Genomic DNA, 22,135 nt, shown 5'->3' on the forward strand with positions numbered 1-22,135 from the left:
TTGTCAATTAAAACATTTTATAAAATTAGTTTTTGTTCACTAAATGTACAATAATCTTCTATAATATCTTGAGCATTTTGTACAAGCTTTGCACCTTCTTTAATTCTGTTATTACCACCCTTACTTAACGTCTGAAAAATCGTCCCCGGGCAACAATAAACATTTCGATTTTGTTCCAAAGCTAAATCGATTGTTATTAAAGATCCACTACGTTCATCAGCTTCTGTAACAAGTACACCTTGAGACAATCCACTTATAAGACGATTCCTTTCTGGAAAACGCCACTTTTGAACTTTTGTAGTCGGGTAATACTCAGATATAACAAGATGATATTTTCTCATTAATTCATTTATATATTTTGTAGCGTTTGGATAATGATAATCTAAACCAAAAGCAGCAACACCTATTGTTTGACCACCATGTTCAATTGTTTTTAAGTGCGCAAAATAATCTGCACCCATAGCCATACCAGAGACAATTGCTATTTTTGTATTTATTAGCTTTGGAATAATAGCATTACATATTTGTTCAGAATAAGTTGTAGCCTTCCTTGAACCGACTATAGCTAATTTCTTCTCATTATTCAATATTGACATATCACCGATGCCAAATAAAACTAAAGGATAATCATAAATTTCTTTCAATAGCCTTGGATAATTTTCATCATCACTAAATAATAATTTAATGTTTCTTATATGCATTGCTTTGAGAATTTTATCAATATCGCTACTCACATATTTAGTATACATTTCTAACATATTGTTATAATTTAATCCACTTTTATAAATAAAATTTGAAAACTCACTTCGATAAGCTACAAAACTTAAGGTTGAATCATATCGAAGCATTTTATGAATATGATTTGTCGTGTAACCTGCATAAATTAGTTTCAAAATCGTTTGTTGATAATTATTCATAATAGTTATGCTCCTTACAATGTTAATTTAATAATTGTTAGAAGAAGAAAGTGTTAACGAGCTTGTTTTATGAGTCTTGCACGTTAGAATTTCTAACGTGCTTGTTTACTATTTCTTGCTCGTTAGAGCTGATTTTTATAGCTTTTTTGTGTGATCCTTCACTTTTAAAACCTTAATTTGTGCCCTAACGTGCTTATTTTGTGAGTCTTGCTCGTTAGAATTTCTAACGTGCTTGTTTACTATTTCTTCCTCGTTATCAACTCTCCCTCTAACTTCTTTCTATGTTTTTAAATAATATCTCTTATATCTTTGTCCTTCACATTCTAAAAACTCATTACATATCCTCCTTACTGAATATACATTTTCTGCTTCACACGATTGAATTGCCTCTTGTAAGGTAAACCCTTCTTCCCCTTTTATAACTGCTAATTCCATTATGTTGAAATAATAAACCGTCCTTCGTTTGAAAGTATTCTTGCATTGTATGCATATCATATACTTCTTATTTTTTTCAATTGAAATAGTATAAAGCTTTTTGCAATTTGGACATTTAATACCTTTCTTTATAAGTGAAAAATCAAGTTTAATTCTCTGTTTAAATTTATGTGAAAAAAATTGTTGTTTTTGCATGATTTGCTTAAGAATCAACTTGTCCCTAGTAATCTGTTTTGATTGAAATAATTTTGGGAATTTATGAAATTCTGATTTCAAAAGTACTTGTGAGCGTTTTGGAATTGAAGATTTTGCTGTAAATGTTGAATTTGAGAATATTAAATATTCATTTATTGGTAGATTAATATCTATTTCGAGAAGAATTTGTTGGAGATTTATTTTTCCTTTTTTTAGTTGTATAAACGGTGAGGGATAACGATTATGATGAGCACTTTGTATATATTGATCAAAAAATTCAAAGTCCCCGTAATAATGTTTTACTTCTAAAATACTAATTTGATTATTATGTACTATTAAAAAGTCAATTTGGAATGGATTCGTAGCTATAAATTCAAGATTATGCTTATAAACGATATCTCCATGAAGTTTTAAATGGTTATCAACAATACGTTCACCTTCATAACCATGTATCTTATTTATTATTTCATAGTTGCTATTATTAGCTTCAAATCTTGATTGTAAAGCATTGTAATATAAAAAATCTGAGTTAAAATTCATCTTTCACTCCTAGTTTGTAAATATTTTACATATATTATATTATATGAATTTAATTAAGTCCATAAAAAAATAAGAGGAGAGAGACAAATTAATTGTCACTTTCCTCTCAAAATTAAAACACCAAATAAGCACAGTGTTTACTACTCGTAAAAACACTGCACTTATTCTTATAAACTAAATTATTTGATTGTTAAACATTTTTCATATAAACCGTCTTCTTTTTTAATACGGTTGATTAATGTTTCAGCAATAACAGATGGTGTATCTGCAGTATCTACGCCACAGTCATTAAGTGTTTTGATTTTTTCAGATGCAGTACCTTTACCGCCTGAAATAATCGCACCAGCATGACCCATACGTTTTCCTGGAGGTGCTGTTTGACCACCGATGAAACCAACAACAGGTTTAGTCATATTAGCTTTGATCCATTCAGCAGCTTCTTCTTCTGCTGTACCACCAATTTCACCAATCATAACAACAGCATATGTGTCGTCATCTTCATTGAATGCTTTTAATACATCAATAAAGTCTGTACCGTTTACAGGGTCGCCACCAATACCTACTGCTGTCGTTTGACCGATACCAGCTTGAGTTAATTGATGAACTGCTTCATAAGTTAAAGTACCAGAACGTGATACTACTCCTACATGACCTTTTTTGTGAATGTAGCCTGGCATAATACCAATTTTACATTCGTCAGCTGTAATAACACCTGGACAGTTTGGTCCTACTAAACGCGTTTTTTTGCCTTCTAAATATCTCTTAACTTTTATCATATCAATAACTGGAATATGTTCAGTTATACAAATCGCTAAATCTAATTCAGCGTCTGCACATTCAACAATTGCATCTGCTGCAAATGGAGCTGGAACATATATTACTGATACAGTAGCACCAGTTTCTGCAACTGCTTCTTCTATTGTATTGAATACTGGTACGCCTTCAACTACTTGGCCACCTTTACCAGGTGTTACCCCAGCAACGATTTGAGTACCATAATCTAGCATTTGTTTCGTATGGAAAAGTGCTGTTGCACCAGTAATACCTTGAACTAATACTTTTGTATTTTTATCGATGTATACACTCACGTAACTCTCCGCCTTTCTTATCGTTCTTGAACTAATTTAACAATTTTTTGAGCACCATCAGCCATGATTGATGCAGGTTCGATTGCTAAACCAGATTCTTTTAAGATTTGTTTACCTTGTTCTACATTAGTACCTTCTAGTCTAACAACTAAAGGCATATCTAATGAAACTTCTTTGACAGCTGCTACAATACCTTCTGCAATAACATCACATTTCATAATTCCACCGAAGATATTTACAAATATACCTTCTACTTGTGAATCACCTAAAATGATTTTGAATGCTTCAGTAACTTTTTCTTTAGTAGCGCCGCCCCCCACGTCAAGGAAGTTAGCCGGATTACCGCCGAAGTGATTAATTGTATCCATCGTAGCCATAGCTAAACCAGCTCCGTTTACCATACAACCAATATTTCCATCTAAAGCAATATATGATAAATCATATTTAGAAGCTTCGATTTCTTTCTCGTCTTCTTCTTCTAAGTCGCGCATTTCAACGATATCTTTATGTCTGAATAAAGCATTATCATCGAAGTTTACTTTTGCATCAAGTGCTAAAACTTCACCTTCACCAGTTGTAACTAATGGGTTAATTTCAACAATTGAACAGTCTTTTTCTACAAACACATTATATAAAGACATCATTAATTTAACAGCTTTATTCACTGATTCTTTAGGGATGTTAATATTAAATGCAATTCTTCTAGCTTGATAAGGCATTAATCCAGTTACAGGATCAATTACTTCTTTGAAGATTTTTTCAGGAGTTGCTGCTGCAACTTCTTCAATTTCAGTTCCGCCTTCTTCTGAAGCCATTAAAGTAATTCTATCTGTTGCTCTATCAATAACAAAACCAATGTAATATTCTTTTTGAATATCGCATCCTTCTTCAACTAAAAGACGTTTAACTTCTTTGCCTTCTGGACCTGTTTGGTGTGTAACAAGTACTTTACCTAATAATTCTTTGGCGTACTCACGAACTTCATCAATTGATTTAGCAATTTTAACTCCGCCAGCTTTACCACGGCCACCAGCATGGATTTGTGCTTTAACTACATAAACATTTGAATCTAATTCTTTTGCTTTTTCTACTGCTTCAGCAGGTGAAAAAGCCACTGAACCATTAGGTACAGCTACGCCCATAGAGCGAAAAATCTCTTTACCTTGATACTCATGGATATTCATTCTCCATCCTCCTATTACATACAATATGTTTGCTTACTTCTCAATTATAGAAAATGTAAGCGTTATTGTAAACAAGGAGAGTCTATTTTTAAGAATTGTTAGACTAATATTTCACTTTTGATTTGATTGGCTCAAAAGATTTCCTATGAATAGGCGTTATTCCGTAATTTTCAATACCTTCTAAATGAGCTTTAGTACCATAACCTTTATTTTTATCAAAATCATATCCTGGATATTCTGAATTCAACTTTACCATCAATCTATCTCGGTACTCTTTTGCAATTACACTTGCTGCAGAGATAGAAACACTATTCAGATCACCTTTAATAATTGATGTTTGGGGAATACCATTATCTAGCTTCATAGCATCTATCAATAAATGGTCTGGCTTGTAATCCAATTGGTCAATCGCTCTTTGCATAGCAACTTTAGTAGCTTCATATATGTTTAATTGATCGATTTCTTCAACTGTAGCTATTCCAATACCTACTGATAATGCTTTATTATAAATTTCTTGTTCAAAAAACACTCTTTTACTTTGTGATAATGCTTTAGAATCTGTAATACCTAAATAATGATGGCCTCGTTCTAAAATGACTGCACTTGCTACAACAGGACCAGCTAATGGACCTCGACCTACTTCGTCTATTCCACATATCAGTGCTTCTTCTTTATCAGCTAATATTTGATTCTCATATTGATTCATTTTAATATATTTCAGATTAAGATTTTCTATTTTTTCTAATTGTTTTAATCTTTTTTTAAAAGCGGTTTGAACCCCTTTTCTTTCATCTTCGTAATAAATCGATCCTTTTATTTCATCAATTGATTCATAAAGATTAATCTCAGATGTAATATCTTTAATGCTCTTTTGTTTCATAAAGTCCATCCTTCATTTCTTCATAAATATCGAAGCAATAGTTGCCTATTTTAGCATTTCTTAAGTCTCTAATAATCAATTCTGTTACTGATTCATAATCTATTTCATTTCCTCGTTTCAACATACCTCTTCTTCTACCAATTTGATCGAATAAATCTACAACTTCATCTTCTTCATTTAATTCTATTTGATAAAATTGTTTTAGCTTTTCAGGATCATTATCAATTAAGAAGTTCAATCCATATATCGCAACTTCGTCTAAATGAACGATGCTATCTTTTATTGCACCAGTTAAACTAAGTTTTTTTCCTATCGTTTGGTCTTCAAACTTCGGCCATAAAATACCTGGTGTATCTAATAGTTCTAATTCTTTTCCAACTTTAATCCATTGTTGTTTTTTTGTTACACCTGGCGTATTTCCAGTTTTAGCAATAGATTTTTTGGCTAATTTATTAATAAGGGTTGATTTTCCAACATTAGGAATCCCTACAATCATGGCTCTAATCGCTCTTGGGCGAAGTCCTTTACTCTTTTCTCTATCAAATTTCTCTTTAGTTGCAGCTTGTGCAGCCTTCATAAGCTCACCTAAATGTTTACCATGTTTAGAATCAATTTGTACTGGATAAAATCCTTGATTCTTGAAATATTGCATCCATTTATCTGTTTCACTTTGTTTAGACATATCTTTTTTATTGAGTATTACAACTCTCGGTTTTTGCTTAACGATATCATCAATCATTGGATTTCTAGAAGATAACGGTATTCGAGCATCTACAAGCTCAAAAACTACATCTACCATCTTTAATTGTTCAGTTACTTCTCTACGTGCTTTAGCCATATGGCCAGGGAACCATTGAATTGTCATTTATATTTATCCTTTCTTATCTTAAACTTATGAAATATGATATATTTACCATATCTATATAGGAGGTTTGTTATGTTCTTATCAATTATAGTTCCTCTTTATAATGAGGAAACTAACATCTCTATTTTACATGAAAAAGTCTCGAACGTCTTTTTAAATTTGTCACATCAATTTGAATTAATATTTATTAATGATGGATCTACTGATCACTCTCTTCAAGTCTTGAAATCTTTATCCGAAAAAGATGAGCGAGTTAAATATGTTTCTTTCTCTAATAACTTTGGAAAAGAGTCAGCTATGTATTGTGGATTGGAACATTCTAATGGAGATGCCATTATTATTATGGATTCTGATTTGCAGCATCCTCCTGAAATAATTCCAAAATTGATTCAATTACACGAAGAAGGCTTTAGCCAAGTCGTCGCTTTAAGAAATCGTAAAAATGAATCATTTATTAAAAAAATTCCTGCTAAAGTATTTTATAAACTATCTCAATATATGATTGATGTTAAATTAAAAAGTGGTGAAGGCGACTTTCGTTTAATATCGAAAGAAGTTGCAAATTCAATTTTAAAAATGACTGAATATAATAGGTTTTCAAAAGGAATATTTGAGTGGGTTGGTTTTAGTAAGACAACAATAACTTTTGACCATCAAGAAAGAAATGATGGTTATTCAAAATTTTCCATATTTAAATTAATTGATTATGCTATAGATGGCATAATTAGTTTTAATAATAAACCGCTTCGATTATGCTTTTATTTCGGTGGCTTTACGATGTTTATATGCCTGTTATATATTTTTATAACATTTATTAATATCCTCTTACATGGTATTGAAGAACCTGGTTATTTTACAATAATTTCAGCTATTTTATTCTTAGGAGGACTTCAATTATTTAGTTTAGGTGTAATCGGAGAATATATTGGTCGTATATATTACGAAACAAAAGATAGACCGAAATATATAATAGAACAATCAAATTTAAAAAAACATGAATAATTAAATAATGATATAGGTGAATGAGATGGTAAACAAATTCAAAAATTACATAAATAACAAGGTTAAAATTAAATATATTTTCCTATTCATTATTTTAGCAATATTAGGTCATAGTTATGTGCTTTTCAGATATTTTAAAGATGGTGTTATCTTCACAGGTCCTAATGATGGCATTGAACAAATGCTCCCTATTCAAATGTATTTATATGAACATTGGACGAGTGGTTCATTCTTCTATTCAACTGATTTAGGACTCGGTGGAGATATGTTTATGGATTTTGCATATTATTTTTCTACAAATATTTTATTTATAATAAACGTAATTTTGATTTGGTTAGGCTCATTCATTTTTAATTTTAATACTGAACAAATGATTTTTTGGGCACAAAACGCAATATTTATATCTATCGTAAAATCATTTTTAATCATGACTTTTACATTTCTACTATTTAAAAAACTTGGATTAAATCACATATCCTCTATTGTTGTGTCATTTTTATTTGCTGTATCTCCTATTTATTTTAGATTTACAGTTTACTGGCCATTTTTTAGCGATGTATTTATGCTTTTACCTCTTTTAATTCTAAGTATTGAAAGATTTTTAAAAGATAAAAAAATAGGTTTGGTCATTATTGTTGTTGCAATTACTTTTATTAATAATTTCTACTTTGCATACTACCAGTTATTAACAGGACTAATTTACTTTTTATATCGATTTATATTCACTCATAAAGATGATATTGTTCCTAGAATCCAGCAATTAACGTTATTAATTATTGCCAGTGTTCTTGGTTTAGGTAGTAGTTTGTTTGTATTTTTCCATTCTGCTCATAGTTTTATAGGTAATAATAGAGAAGTATATCAAGGTAGAATACCATTACTTTCAGATTTTACGAAGCACGACAATATTTTTTATGACAACTATTTATTCGTTGTACTATTTATTACGATACAAGCATTACTTACATTTAAATTATATAAACATTATTTTTATCGTCTATTCAGTATATTTACGATAATGTTAATCGTCTTTAGCTTTATACCATACGTCGATAGTGTATTTAATGGTTTTTCTGCTCCACAAAAAAGATGGCATTACTTATTAACATTTTTCTCTAGTGGTTTAATTGGTTTTTATGTTTATTATTTTAAAACGATTCCACTTAAACATTATATTTTAACTACTTTACCAACTTTTGTTGTTATATTTGCAAGTTATTTCATAACTAAAGATTATGTCATATGGATATGGATGGTTCCGATTTTATTCATTAGTGGTTTGCTTGTTTTAACTTTAAATGTAACACGTAAGCTACCAATTATAATTTATGCATTGTTGATTTTGTTATTATCTTTTCTTGTATCAAAAGAGCATAGTAAAAATCAAATCTATCATGATGACCACGAAAGAAGAGCAAATGATTTTTATATACAAGCAAGCACATTTGATAGTGGCCTTCAACGTAAGCATATATCGAAATTAAAAAATCAAACTGATGATGATGAAAGAATTGGATGGAGAGTATTAACTCAAGATAATACGCCGATGTATCAACATTTTAAAGGTATGAGTTTATATTCAAGTATTTTTGATGGTCAATTAAATCAATATTTATTTAGCGATGTAAAAGTAAATTTACAAGACGAATCTTTAAGTCGCTATAGCAATATGCAAGGCAGATCGAATCTATATAGTTTATGGTCTACTAAATACATTATGAAAAAGAGTTATCAAAAAGAAACACCTGCAAACTTTAAAATCAAAAGCGATGATGGCAAATATCAAATGTTAGAAAATGAGGAAATGTTACCTGCTGTTAAAGTTACAAATCAATATTTTGATAAGAAACAGATAAGTAATCCATTAGATTTAGAACATGCCATGATTAAAGGTGTTGCTACTTCTGACTCTTCAAAAGAGTATGCACAATTAAACAAGACACAAAATTTATTAAATCAAACAAAAATTACAGAACGAGATGCTAACTATAATAATAATACTTTAACAGTTCCAAATAACGGTGATGGTATAACAATAAATATACCTAAAAAAGTAGCAAGTAAGTACGAAGACATGTATTTAATGATGCATTTAGAACGGAAATTACCTCAATCCAATTTTACAATTCAAATTAATGATTATGAAAATAATCGTCTGTTTGAAGACTCTAAATATAGAATGAATCAAGATGATTTGTTGTACCGTATTCCAGTACCGAAAGACGGTAAAATTTTTATAGGATTAACAAATGGCAAATATAACTTAAAATTACAAGGGTTGTATGGCGAGAATTACAATGCATTGAAACAAGCTGATAAGCGCAAACAATACACTTATCTAGAAGAAAATGGCAAAATAGATATACATTTAAAAGCACACCATAAAGGAACGGCGGTTATCAATATCCCTTATAGAAATGGTATGAGAGCTAAAGTTGATGGAGAGAAAACACCTGTTCAAAAGGTAAACCATATTATGACTGCTGTTGATGTCGATAAACAAGATAAACATATAGAATTATCATATACGCCACCCTATTTTAAAACAATGATCATCATTTCAATCCTATTCATAGGACTGAGCATAATATTCACAAGAAAAATTAATCGAAAACCATAATTCAACTTATTATTTTAGGGGTTGAGACAATTTAAAAGTCTCAGCCCCTTTTCTTTATCAATAATGTATTACTGTTAAAGTTTAACAATCCATATAATTGGGAATAATTAACTAATTATACAACAACATATTAAAAGGATAAAAGGTACCAATTATGTTAAAAAAATTTAAACACATCCTATACATATTACTTCTATCAGTTATTATTTCAATCCTATATTACATACCAACCATTTATAGATTTATACACTTTGGTGATTTATATACAAGTGTTGGCGACGGTTTAAAACAAATGATACCTTTTCAAATGTTTCTAATAGAGCATGCTAAACAATTTACAATGTTTTATGACATTGGATTTGGTCTTGGTGGAGATTATTTTTCTAATTTAAGTTATTATTATTCAACTTCTCCTTTTGCTTGGATCAGTATTTGTTTTGTATTAATATATCAATTTTTTGCAAACTACGAACACTTAGTCTATATTGTTATTGCAAATCAAATAGCCATAGCAATCTTTAAATGTGCGTGTATCATAGTTGTAACTTATTTCTTATTTTTAAAGTACAACATACGTAAAATTTATGCCTTTATAGGTAGCATACTTTACGCTTGCTCAACAGTTTATTATTATTTTACATTCACTTGGTCGTTCTTTAGCGATGTTATGTTCTACCTACCACTCGCTTTATTAGGTATTGAACTACTCTTTAGACAAAAGAAAATTACGATACTTACACTTGCAGTAGCGGTAACGATTACGTCTAATTTTTACTTTACATATTATGAATTTATTATTTTAGCTTGTTATGCAATATATAGAATTATTTTTAAATATAAAGAAGACATTTTGACAGTTAAACAAAAATTATTGTATCTCATTTTATGTATTACGATTGGTTTTTTAATTGGCAATTTTGGTTTTGTACAAGGTGTTCTATCTTATATCAATAACGATAGAAGCTTGATTAACAATCATGTTGATGCAATTATTCCATTTAAAAAGCAATATAATATGCTATATGGTGGATTTTATATTACGATTTCATTCCTATCTATTACAGCTTTATTTTTAAAACCATTATATAAGAAATATTATTTTAAATTATTAGCGACATTCACCATTTTATCTTTAATTGGATCATTTTCACCTTATTTTGATTCGTTTTTCAACGGCTTTTCAATGCCTGAAAGAAGATGGGTTTATGCATTAGCTCTATCTACAGCTGGCCTTACTGCAATGCTTGTTCAACATATCCAAATGATCACAGTAAAACAATTTCTTTTAGCATCTGTACCACCTATTTTATTCATTACTATTTCAGCATTTTGGCAACAATCTTTTTATAGTTGGCTCATTTTCATACCAATAATGCTCGTTCTATTATTATTTAAAATAAAACATCCGTTTAAATATTTGAATATAGCTATTTGCTGTGTACTTATTGCATACCAATTTACGCTTATACAAAACTACCAAGATAAAGTTATTAAAAAGTATACACCAAATATTAAAACTGTCAGTAAATCAAATATATATTCACAACAAACATCCTCAAAAATTCAAAAACTAAAAGAAAATCAAATTGATGATTTAAGACGTATTGATATGTTAAGACCACTTTCTATCAATTCAGCAATGTATTATAATTTTAATGGGACTAAACTTTATAGTAGCATTTACGACGCAGAAATACTTAAATTTTATGAAAAAGATTTATTAGTCAGTATGCCAAGAAATAGTAATAGTTATTACGCTAGCTTTTCTGAAAGAACTAACTTAAACAGTTTATTTAATGTTGATTATACTATTAAAGCAAAAGATAATTTACATTATCCAGCACTTTCAAAAAGAATTGACTCCTTTAAAGACCAAGATGAGTATTTCCACATATATGAAAATACAGAAAAATTGCCTAGCGCAAGAGTTGTTAATAACATTTATAATGACACACATTTAGACAGTCCTTTAGAAAAAGAACATGCCATGTTAAACGGCATAATTACAAATGATAAAAAATCAAACAAACAAATTAAACCACCTAATGACTTACTTAAATCAGCAAACATTTCATACAATAACGCAAGTTATAATGGTAAACGTTTAACTGTAAATAAAAATGGTGGTGGCTTAACGATTGATTTACCAAAAAATACTGCTGAAAAATATAAAACATTATATTTAATGATGGACGCTAAAATAATAAAACCTAGAGATATGAACTATTATATTTCAACTAATGAAAATAAAATATTTAGATATAGATTAAACTATCGTTATATTAGACCACATCACACTACAACAGCAAATATAAAATCAACAAATACCGTTCATATAAAATTTAAAAAAGGAACATATCATTTCAATTTAAAAAACATACAAGGTGAAGATTATTCAACATTAAAAAATGCTACTAAAGATGCTCAATCTCAAAATATTAAATTTCATAACAAACACACACATTATGAAATAGATTTAAACAAAAATCCTTCAGGAAATCTCGTTATGCCAATTATTTATAATAAAGGATTAAAAGCATCAATTGATGGAAAACCAGTTAAAATAAATAAAGTGAACTATTTAATGTCTAACATCAAAGTCGATAAAAATGATAAAAAAGTAAAAATAACATATGAAACACCATTTTTCAAAACGAGTATTTGCGGAATGTTGATAGGACTGATATTGCTAGTATGGTTAAGAAAAAAGTATAAATTATAAAAGCATAGATGAATAATCGTTGGAAGAGGCTGAGACAAATTAATTGTCTCAGCCTTTCATTGTGCGGTGTTGATTTTGAGGATGTCTTCGATTAACTTTCGACTTAATCTACAACTTGGCCGATCTCTTAGATTAACTTCCGATTTAATCTACAACTTAGCCAATCTCCTAGATTAACTTCCGAATTAATCTACAACTTGGTCGATCTCTTCGATTAACTACTGACTTAATCTACAACTTGGTCAATCTCTTCGATTAACTACTGACTTAATCTACAACTTGGCTGAACTCTTCTATTAACTACTGACTTAATCTACAACTTGGCCGATCTCTTAGATTAACTACTGACTTAATCTACAACTTGGTCGATCTCTTCGATTAACTGCCTTATAAATTACATCTTATCCAATTTTTCAAAAAAAATTTATTTTTATCCCACTATCTTCATTGTATAAGGGACATAATTCTGAGAAATGTCCGTAAGAGGTGCTGTTAGGGACATAATTCCGAGTAATGTCCGTAAGATGTGTTGTTAGGGACATTATTCCGAGTAATGTCCGTAAGAAATAGTGTCTAATGATCACAATCCAGAATTCTGCCACTAAGAACAATCTAACGTGCACAATCCAGAAATCTGCCAGTTAGCACACACTTAGCACACGACCTATAATCAATGCCTTCAAGTTCCACAATCAATCCTATCTTCACAATCCCATTTTCTCTACACAAAAAAGAGCTTAGAATAATATATTCTAAGCTCTTTTCTTTAAGTACAAAGGTCAATGACCTAAGTCTTAATTTATCTAATTTCTTTAATACGAGCAGCTTTACCACGTAAGCTACGTAAGTAGTAAAGTTTCGCACGACGTACTTTACCGCGACGTTTAACTTCGATTTTCTCGATTTTTGGAGTGTGTACAGGGAATGTACGTTCAACACCAACACCGTAAGAAATTTTACGAACTGTAAACGTTTCAGAAATACCGCCACCACGACGTTTAATAACTACACCTTCGAATAGTTGGATACGTTCGCGACTTCCTTCAACGATACGTACGTGTACAGTTAAAGTGTCACCAGCACGGAATGTAGGAATGTCCGTACGTAATTGGTCTTTAGTTACTGCTTCGATTAACTTATGATTACTCATTATTTTCTCTCCTTCTGACTATGTTCTTGCCCAATGTATATAATTCAATTAAATGCTAGCAGCGGATCATAGTGATATTGTGCTCACACACTTATATTAATATATCACATCGGGTAATTTGATTCAATCTATTTTTTATTGCTATTTAAGAATTTTTGATCTTTTTCAGTTAAAGGATATTGCTCTAATAAATCTGGTCTTCTCTGTTGTGTTCTCAATAAGGATTGTTGATGTCTCCAATTTTCTATGTTTGCATGATTACCTGATAACAATACATCTGGAACCTTTAATCCTTCATAATCTGCCGGTCTTGTATACTGAGGATGCTCTAATAATCCAGATGAAAATGAATCATCTTCATGAGAAACTTGATTGCCAAGTACTCCTGGTATGAGCCTCACAATAGCATCTGTCATAGTCATACTTGCAAGCTCGCCACCAGTTAATACATAATCGCCAATTGAGATTTCATCCGTTACACAATGCTCTCTTATACGTTCATCATAACCTTCGTAATGACCACATATAAAGATGATATGCTCACTTTCTGATAATGACTCTGCTTTTTGTTGAGTAAATGGTTCACCTTGAGGACACATTAAAATAACACGTGTCTTTTCAGTTTTATCCAAAGCTTCTAGGGCATTAAATATAGGCTCTGGCTTAAGCACCATACCTTGGCCGCCTCCATAAGGATAGTCATCAACTTGTGAATGCTTATTATTTGCATAGTCTCTAAAATTAACAGTGTTAAACTGAACAATTTCTTTGTCTTGTGCTCTTTTCATTATGGAATGATTAAGCACACCTTCATACATTTCTGGAAATAAAGTTAAATAATCTATTTTCATTAATCTAACAAACCTTCTAATGGTTCGATTTTAATTGTTTTGCGATCAACATCAACTAATTTAACAACATCTTCAATATAAGGTATTAAATATTCTTTATCACCTTTAACGACCCATACATCGTTTGCACCAGTTTCCATAATATCAACGACTCTACCTAAAGCTTCGTCTTGAACAAACACAGTACATCCTATAATTTGATAATAATAGTATTCATTTTCTTCTAGTTCAATCGATTCATTTTCTTGATCTTGAAAAATTTTGCAACCTTTTAAATGTTCAATATCATTAATATTATGAATACCTTCAAATGTTAATAAATGAAAGTTCTTGTGTATTCTATGTGATGCAATTGTAAAAGGAATTCCTTCGTTTTTATTTTTCACTTTTATAAGTTGACCTTTTTTAAAACGTTCATCTGTAAAATCTGAATCGGTTAATATTTTAACTTCACCTTTAATGCCATGTGTATTTACAATTTTACCTATTTCAACATTCATTGAGCCAAGCCTCCTCAACTGTTTCTTAATTAACAATAAAAAAGAGCACCGAATAGGCACTCTTAATTAACTTCTACAAACACTTTCTTGCCATACTCGTTCATTGAACCAGACACAATTGTACGAATGGCTTTAATCATTCTGCCCTTCTTACCAATAATTCTGCCAATGTCTTCTTCATGAACGTCTATATTGAACGTAATGCTAGAATCTTGTTCATCTTTAGATATATTGATGTTCTCCGGATAATCTACGAGCGGTACTATAATTGTTTGTATTAATTTTTCCAATATAATCTACGCTTTACTTAGAAAGTTTAGAATTATGGAATTTCTCCATGATACCTTGAGTTGATAAGATATCACGAACTGTATCAGTAGGTTTTGCTCCATCAGCTAACCATTTTAAAGCTAATTCTTCATTAACTTTGATTTCTGCTTCAGGTTTAGCAACTGGATTGTAAGTACCGATTGGTTCGATAATACGACCATCACGTGGAGAACGTGCATCTGCTACTACTATACGATAAAATGGGTTTCTTTTTGAACCCTTACGTGTTAAACGAATTTTAACTGCCATGTTTAAAAAACTCCTTACTCATTTATAATTTATCTTCTACAAGTAAATACTATAACAGGATATAAATAGTTTGTAAAGTGTTTTCTCTTTACCAATTTGAATTTTACTAAAAAAGAAGAACGATGATGATTATTAAAGTCGTTAATCATACACCGTTCATCGTAATCACATTAAAACGGTAAGTTCATACCTTGGAATGGATTACTAGCTCTTTTGCCCTTTTTACCTTTTTTATTACTACCTGTAAATTGTTTCATCATTTTCTTCATATCGCCAAATTGTTTTATTAATCTATTAACTTCTTGTAAAGATCGTCCAGAACCTTTTGCTATACGACGCTTTCTAGAAACGTTTAAGATTTCTGGATTATTTCTTTCTTCTAAAGTCATAGAACGAATAATTGCTTGTACATTATCAATTTGTTTAGGGTCCATGTTAGCATTCTTCATGCCTTTCATTTTGTTTGCCCCAGGAATCATATTCATTAGATCATCTATTGAACCTAATCCTTTTACTTGTTCCAATTGTTCTAAGAAATCATCAAAAGTAAATGAAGAAGTTCTCATTTTCTTTTCTAATTCTTTAGCTTTCGTTTCATCTACACCCTCTTGGGCTTTTTCAATTAAACTTAAGACATCACCCATACCTAAAATTCTAGATGCCATACGTTCTGGATGGAATAACTCAAGTCCATCAAGTTTCTCACTCATACCGATAAACTTAATTGGTTTATTCGTTACGGAACGAATTGAAAGCGCAGCACCACCACGTGTATCACCATCTAATTTCGTTAACGTTACTCCGGAAACGTCTAATGTTTTATCAAACGATTCAGCAACATTTACTGCGTCTTGACCTGTCATGGAGTCTACTACAAGCATAATTTCATCAGGTGTAGATACTTCTTTAACATCTACAAGTTCATTCATTAACGCTTCATCAATGTGCAAACGACCTGCTGTATCAATGATTACGAAATCTAAATGCTCTTCTCTTGCATATTTCAAAGCATTTTCTGTAATTTCTTTTGGACTAACTTGATCACCTTCTGTATAGACAGGTATATCAATTTGTTTACCAACAGTTTGTAATTGTTGAATAGCAGCTGGTCTATAAACATCACATGCTACAAGCAATGGCTTTTTGTTATATTGCTTTCTCATTAACAATGCTAACTTACCTGCAGTTGTCGTTTTACCAGCACCTTGTAAACCAACCATCATAACAACAGTTGGTGGTTTACTGCTCATATTAATTTTACTATTTTCTCCACCCATCAACGAAGTTAATTCATCTTGTACAATTTTGATAACTTGTTGACCTGGTGTTAAAGATTGCATTACATCTGCACCTAATGCGCGTTCAGATACTGTGTTAACAAAAGATTTAACAACTTTAAAGTTAACATCCGCTTCTAACAATGCTAATCGTACTTCACGCATCATTGCTTTAATGTCTTGTTCTGTAACTTTACCTTTACCTTTGATGCGTTGCATCGTGGCTTGAAGTCTTTCTGATAACCCTTCAAATGCCATAAATTTCTCCTCCTATTCAAGAATTTCTAAGCGTTCTATTGCTTGCTTAAGTTCTTGATTATCTCCTGACAATCTTTTTAATTCGTCTATAATTGTTTGTCGTTCTTTAAATTTGTTAAAGAGTTGTAATTTAGTTTCATACTCTTCTAGTAATTCATCTGTTCGCTTTATATTATCATATACAGCTTGTCGACTCACATGAAAAGTCTCTGCTATTTCACTTAAAGCATAATCTTGTAAATAATACAATTCTAAATAATTACGTTGTTTTTCTGTTAATAAACCTTGATAAAAATCAAATAAGTAATTCATTCTCATCGTTTTAACGAGGTCATTACTTTCCTTCATTATGATCAACTTCTTCAGTAGTATTTTCAATATCTTCATTTGAATCAATCATGTCAGCGAATAGTCCATATACATAACTTTCCGCATCAAACGGTTGTAAATCGTCTAACTTTTCACCTAATCCAACATATTTAACTGGGATTTGTAATTCATTACGTATTGCTAATACAATACCACCTTTTGCAGTACCGTCAAGTTTAGTTAATACGATACCTGTAACTTGAGTGACTTCTTTGAATGATTTTGCTTGAGACAATGCATTTTGTCCAGTTGTAGCATCTAAAGCTAGTAATACTTCATGCGGTGCACCAGGAATGTTACGATCAATAACTTTTCTAACTTTTTGTAACTCATTCATTAAGTTAGCTTTATTTTGTAATCTTCCTGCAGTATCACAAATAAGAATATCTGCACCTCTATTTTTTGCAGCATTTACAGCATCATACATAACAGCTGCAGGGTCAGAACCTTCTTTTTGACTTATTACTTCAACACCAACTCTTTCACCCCATACTTTCAATTGTTCAATTGCTCCAGCACGGAATGTGTCACCAGCTGCTAAGACTACTTTTTTACCTTCTTGTTTATAACGGTGTGCTAATTTACCGATAGTTGTTGTTTTTCCAACGCCATTAACACCAACCATTAATATAACATTTAATCGGTCATCTTCAATGTTCATACGATCAATTTCTTCATCATCTTGTACATATATATCCACAATCTTTTCAACGATAACTTCTCTTAATTCAGATGTTTCAGTTATGTTTTGACGTTTCGCTTCCATACGTAGTTCATCTACTAATTCCATAACCGTGTTTAAACCAACATCAGCTTGAATTAACATTTCTTCTAATGCTTCAAAGAAATCTTCGTCTACTTTTCTATAAACTGCTAATAAATCATTTAGTTTATTTTGGAAATTCTCTCTAGATTTTTCAAGTCCTTGTTTAAATTTCGCACCAAGTTGTTCAGATTCCCATTCCTCAAATTCATCCAATGACATAAGTCCGTCATCAAATTGTACCGCTTCAGGATTTTCTTTTTCATTGGATTCAGGTGGTAAGTCTTGAACTGGTTTTTCTTCTTGAGTCTCTAATTCTTTATTCGTTTCTTCTGAAGGAGAAAATTTACTTTTTAATCTTTTAAAAAAACTCATGATTGTAATGCCTCCAATTCTTCTTCTTTAATTGATTTTAAGTTAACACTCACAAGTTTAGAAATGCCTGCTTCTTGCATAGTCACACCATATAAACTATCAGCGTAAGACATGGTACCTTTTCTATGTGTTATCACGATAAATTGAGTTTCTGCTTTTAATTTATCCAAGTATTCAGCGTATCTGATTACATTTTGTTCATCAAGTGCTGCTTCTACTTCATCAAGTATAACAAATGGAGCTGTTCTCGACTTCAATATCGCAAATAGCAAACTGATAGCAGATAATGCTCGTTCTCCACCACTTAACAATGATAAATATTGTCTATTTTTACCAGGAGGTTGCACAACAATTTCAACTCCCGCATTTAGAATGTCTTTATCAGTAAGCTGCAATTCTGCTCTCCCACCATTAAATAGTGATTTAAACACATTGCCAAAATGATGATTAACTTCATCAAATGTTTCTTTAAATCTTGTTGATACTTCACTATCCATTTCTAAAATAACTTGTTCTAAAGTTTCTTTAGCTTCTAATAAATCAGTTCTTTGATCGCTTAAGAAAGTATATCTTTCATTCACTTCTTTAAATTGATCAATAGCATTTATGTTTACATGACCTAATTCATCTATAGACATCTTAGTTAATTTCACAGTTTTTCGAGCTTCTGAAATATCTTCTGGCATTTCATAAAGTGACTGTGCTTTTTCAAATGTAAGTTGATAGGTTTCATTCAGATGTGACAATTGATGTTCTATCATAATATCAATTTTAGAATGTTTACTTACCATATCTTGAAGTCCGGTTTCTAAACCAGAAATATTTTGATGTAATGTTTGAGTATCTTGTTCTATTTTCCCAATTTCTTCTTGAATCAATTTATACTTATCTTGTTGATCCATCATTTTAGTTTCAATTTCTTGTTTTAAGACAGTAAAATGCTGAATTTGACCTTCTACTTTTTCAAACTGTCCACTGCCTGTATATTCATCAGAATTAATTAATTCTAATTGATCATTTATTTTACTTAGTGTATGTTCTTGTTCATTTAAATCTTCTTTTAATCTTTTCTTATCTCGTTCTTTCAAACGGTTACGTTCTTTTTCGACTGCAAGGTTTGAACGTTTTTCATTCAATTCATTTTGGATAGTCTTTTCACTGTCTTTATTATTAGATAAAGAGGCATTGAGTTGATTAATATTTAAATCAATTTTTTCTAACTCATTTTTTATAGTAACAAGTTTATTTTTCTTTTCTTGTAATGTTTCTTGCCCTTTTACAAAATTATATCCATCATTTTTTTCAAACTCAAAAGTCTCATTTTCTTCTTTCAAACGTTTTTCTTTAGCTAAAACTGCATCTAGTTGTAATGTTACTTCGTGTTCACTTGCTCTAAGTTCTGTACCTCTTTCTTGAGTTGTTGAAAGAGATTCTTCTAATTGCTGAATGTCTGCTTTTAATGATTTTACTTTTGATTCAATTTGCGTAGTTTGTTGCATGAAGTTTTGATATTTATCTTCAGTCGTTTTCAGTTCATCTTTTTGAGATAGCAAACTTGCTTTCTTCTCTTTACCGCCACCTGTCATAGCGCCACCAGGTGTAATAACATCACCTTCAAGGGTAACAATTCTATGCTTAAATTGAATTGTTCTAGCGATTTGATTCGCAGTTTCTAAGTCTTTGGCAATGATTGTGCTACCAAGTAAGTGTTCTACAATATTGCGGTATTTCGGATCAAATTGAACACCTTCAGATGCTACTGTTATAAACCCATTATCTCCACTTATTTGATCGACAATATTTTGCGGTACAAAACGTTTTTTCACAACATTCATCGGTAAAAATGTTGCTCTGCCTAACTTTTTATCTTTTAAATATTTTATTGCAAGTCGAGCATCTTTTTCTTCTTGCACAATAATATGTTGAAGTGAAGCTCCTAATGCTATTTCTATTGCAGTAGTTAATTTTGATGGTGTATCGATTATTTCTGCTACTGCACCTTCTATACCTTTTAAAGATTTTTCTTTTAAAACATGTTTAACTCCAGAATAAAAACCAGAATACTCATCTTGCATACTTTTCAGAGTATTAATACGTGTCTTCATTTGTTCTGTATATCGATAAGCTTGATACAGTTTAGACTCAGCATCTTTATATTCTTGTTCTTTATTTTTCAATAGTGCGTGGTCTGATTTATATTTTTCAGTCGTTTCTTTAAGTTCATTTTCTACTTCATTCAATTTCTGAGTAAAAGAATCTTTTTCTTCCCAAACTTTTTGAAGTGAATCATATACTTCTTTTTGACGACCATCTAATCTAGATTGTTTTTCTTGATGTGTTGTTAATTTATCCTCTAAAAATCGAATATCATTATTTATATCTGATTGTTCAGTCATAAGTTGATAGTAACGATCTTTAAGCTGTTCAATTCTTTCTTCAAATGTACCTTCTTGATTTGAAAGCTGACTTTCTAGTTGATTTATTACTTGAACCATCTCTTGATATTTACTTTTAAAAGTGGATAATTCATCATCAATTTCTTTGATTTGTTCAGAAATTTTATTAATTCTCGTTTGTGAAGCATGCTTTTCTTCTTCTAGTCTTTCATTAGTTGCATCACTATTTTTTTGGCGCTCTTTTAATACTTCGAGTTGACCTGTAAATCGTTCTAATGACTCTGTAGCTTCTACTAATGACTTATTAGATTCTTGAATTTGATAAGAAATGTTGTCTCTTGCTTTTTTCTTTTCATTTAATTCAAACGTCATTGCATCTAGTTCATTTGTTTTTTGATCTTTTTGATTTTGAAAATGCTCAATATCTTGTTCTAATTGTTTAAAATCTTTATTTAAACTTTCAATATCGTATACAGTCACTGTAATATCGCTTTTTTTCATTTCTTCTTTCAAAGCAATATATTCTTCAGCAATTGCTGCTTCTTCTCTTAAAGGCTCAACTCGCGCTTCTAAGTCAAATACAATATCTTCGACTCGATTTAAGTTTTGTTCAGTTTCATCTAATTTATGAGTAGCTTCTTTCTTACGTTTCTTATATTTTAAGACTCCGGCAGCTTCCTCTATTAAATATCTTCTATCAGTTGGTTTAGCATTTAACACTTCATCAACTTTACCTTGTGATATTATACTGAATGCTTCTTTACCTAAACCTGAATCTAAAAATAAATCTATAACAGATTTCAAACGTGTACGTTCCTTATTTAAATAATATTCACTATCGCCATTTCTATATAGTCTACGTTCAACAGTGATTGTATCTTCATCTATATTTAATTTTCTAGAATGATTATCTAGTGTTAATTTAACTTCTGCATATTGACATTTCTTACGTTCCTTAGACCCATTGAATATAACATCTTCCATCTTAGAACCACGTAAACTTTTGGCAGATTGTTCGCCTAGAACCCATTTTATAGCGTCCGTAATGTTACTTTTCCCACTACCATTCGGTCCAACAATAGCTGTTACACCATTATCAAAATCTACATGTGTATGTTCAGCAAAAGATTTAAACCCATATGCATCTATTGATTTTAAATAAACCATAA

General features: G+C 30.6%; 18 protein-coding genes. 3 read left to right on the forward strand and 15 right to left on the reverse strand.

Annotation, left to right across the window (positions count from 1 at the left end; translation table 11 throughout):
- Nucleotides 1-17: 17 nt before the first annotated feature.
- The 6 genes from dprA to ylqF all read right to left on the reverse strand — a co-directional run bounded on the left by dprA (nucleotide 18) and on the right by ylqF (nucleotide 6,104).
- The gene (gene dprA, locus LQ609_RS01035; RefSeq protein WP_107509529.1) at nucleotides 18-917 is read right to left on the reverse strand and encodes a DNA-processing protein DprA; all 900 of its coding nucleotides are present in this window, start codon (nucleotides 915-917) and stop codon (nucleotides 18-20) included.
- A 279-nt stretch (nucleotides 918-1,196) separates the two neighbouring features.
- Entirely contained in the window at nucleotides 1,197-2,087 is an 891-nt protein-coding gene (locus tag LQ609_RS01040; protein WP_239700380.1) for a nuclease-related domain-containing protein, read from the reverse strand.
- Between the two features lie 179 nt (nucleotides 2,088-2,266).
- Complete coding sequence (gene sucD, locus LQ609_RS01045) at nucleotides 2,267-3,175, reverse strand: succinate--CoA ligase subunit alpha (RefSeq protein WP_078356137.1); 909 nt, start codon at nucleotides 3,173-3,175, stop codon at nucleotides 2,267-2,269.
- 17 nt (nucleotides 3,176-3,192) lie between these two features.
- Entirely contained in the window at nucleotides 3,193-4,359 is a 1,167-nt protein-coding gene (gene sucC / locus LQ609_RS01050; protein WP_078356136.1) for an ADP-forming succinate--CoA ligase subunit beta, read from the reverse strand.
- Nucleotides 4,360-4,462: 103 nt separating this feature from the next.
- Entirely contained in the window at nucleotides 4,463-5,239 is a 777-nt protein-coding gene (locus LQ609_RS01055) for a ribonuclease HII (RefSeq protein ID WP_078356135.1), read from the reverse strand.
- Entirely contained in the window at nucleotides 5,220-6,104 is an 885-nt protein-coding gene (gene ylqF, locus LQ609_RS01060) for a ribosome biogenesis GTPase YlqF (RefSeq protein WP_078356134.1), read from the reverse strand. Before ylqF ends, LQ609_RS01055 begins: the two co-directional genes overlap by 20 nt.
- A 72-nt stretch (nucleotides 6,105-6,176) precedes the next feature.
- On the opposite strand from ylqF, the gene LQ609_RS01065 reads away from it, so the two are divergent.
- The 3 genes from LQ609_RS01065 to LQ609_RS01075 all read left to right on the forward strand — a co-directional run bounded on the left by LQ609_RS01065 (nucleotide 6,177) and on the right by LQ609_RS01075 (nucleotide 12,448).
- Complete coding sequence (locus tag LQ609_RS01065) at nucleotides 6,177-7,106, forward strand: glycosyltransferase family 2 protein (RefSeq protein ID WP_107510133.1); 930 nt, start codon at nucleotides 6,177-6,179, stop codon at nucleotides 7,104-7,106.
- 25 nt (nucleotides 7,107-7,131) lie between these two features.
- Nucleotides 7,132-9,726 (forward strand): YfhO family protein, encoded by a 2,595-nt coding sequence (locus LQ609_RS01070; protein ID WP_239734239.1) that lies wholly within the window; start codon nucleotides 7,132-7,134, stop codon nucleotides 9,724-9,726.
- 154 nt (nucleotides 9,727-9,880) lie between these two features.
- A complete protein-coding gene (locus LQ609_RS01075; protein WP_078356131.1) occupies nucleotides 9,881-12,448 on the forward strand; it encodes a YfhO family protein in 2,568 nt (855 codons plus the stop codon).
- 799 nt (nucleotides 12,449-13,247) lie between these two features.
- Here LQ609_RS01075 and rplS read toward each other — a convergent pair.
- The 9 genes from rplS to smc all read right to left on the reverse strand — a co-directional run bounded on the left by rplS (nucleotide 13,248) and on the right by smc (nucleotide 22,133).
- A complete protein-coding gene (gene rplS, locus LQ609_RS01080) occupies nucleotides 13,248-13,598 on the reverse strand; it encodes a 50S ribosomal protein L19 (protein WP_078356130.1) in 351 nt (116 codons plus the stop codon).
- A 128-nt stretch (nucleotides 13,599-13,726) separates the two neighbouring features.
- The gene (gene trmD, locus LQ609_RS01085) at nucleotides 13,727-14,449 is read right to left on the reverse strand and encodes a tRNA (guanosine(37)-N1)-methyltransferase TrmD (RefSeq protein WP_078356129.1); all 723 of its coding nucleotides are present in this window, start codon (nucleotides 14,447-14,449) and stop codon (nucleotides 13,727-13,729) included.
- Nucleotides 14,449-14,949 (reverse strand): ribosome maturation factor RimM, encoded by a 501-nt coding sequence (gene rimM, locus LQ609_RS01090; RefSeq protein ID WP_239734240.1) that lies wholly within the window; start codon nucleotides 14,947-14,949, stop codon nucleotides 14,449-14,451. The genes trmD and rimM overlap by 1 nt, the downstream gene beginning before the upstream one ends.
- Before the next feature lie 62 nt (nucleotides 14,950-15,011).
- The gene (locus LQ609_RS01095; RefSeq protein ID WP_016910740.1) at nucleotides 15,012-15,239 is read right to left on the reverse strand and encodes a KH domain-containing protein; all 228 of its coding nucleotides are present in this window, start codon (nucleotides 15,237-15,239) and stop codon (nucleotides 15,012-15,014) included.
- Nucleotides 15,240-15,252: 13 nt separating this feature from the next.
- Nucleotides 15,253-15,528, reverse strand: coding sequence for a 30S ribosomal protein S16 (rpsP, locus tag LQ609_RS01100; protein ID WP_078356127.1), 276 nt, complete (start codon nucleotides 15,526-15,528; stop codon nucleotides 15,253-15,255).
- A 170-nt stretch (nucleotides 15,529-15,698) separates the two neighbouring features.
- The gene (gene ffh, locus LQ609_RS01105; protein WP_078356126.1) at nucleotides 15,699-17,063 is read right to left on the reverse strand and encodes a signal recognition particle protein; all 1,365 of its coding nucleotides are present in this window, start codon (nucleotides 17,061-17,063) and stop codon (nucleotides 15,699-15,701) included.
- A 12-nt stretch (nucleotides 17,064-17,075) separates the two neighbouring features.
- Nucleotides 17,076-17,411, reverse strand: a complete 336-nt coding sequence (locus LQ609_RS01110) for a putative DNA-binding protein (protein WP_078356125.1) — start codon at nucleotides 17,409-17,411, stop codon at nucleotides 17,076-17,078.
- Entirely contained in the window at nucleotides 17,398-18,570 is a 1,173-nt protein-coding gene (gene ftsY, locus LQ609_RS01115) for a signal recognition particle-docking protein FtsY (RefSeq protein ID WP_239734241.1), read from the reverse strand. The genes LQ609_RS01110 and ftsY overlap by 14 nt, the downstream gene beginning before the upstream one ends.
- Entirely contained in the window at nucleotides 18,567-22,133 is a 3,567-nt protein-coding gene (smc, locus tag LQ609_RS01120) for a chromosome segregation protein SMC (protein WP_208143942.1), read from the reverse strand. Before smc ends, ftsY begins: the two co-directional genes overlap by 4 nt.
- Nucleotides 22,134-22,135: the final 2 nt, after the last annotated feature.

This window comes from Mammaliicoccus sp. G-M28 (genome assembly GCF_022386595.1).
Lineage (GTDB): Bacteria > Bacillota > Bacilli > Staphylococcales > Staphylococcaceae > Mammaliicoccus > Mammaliicoccus fleurettii.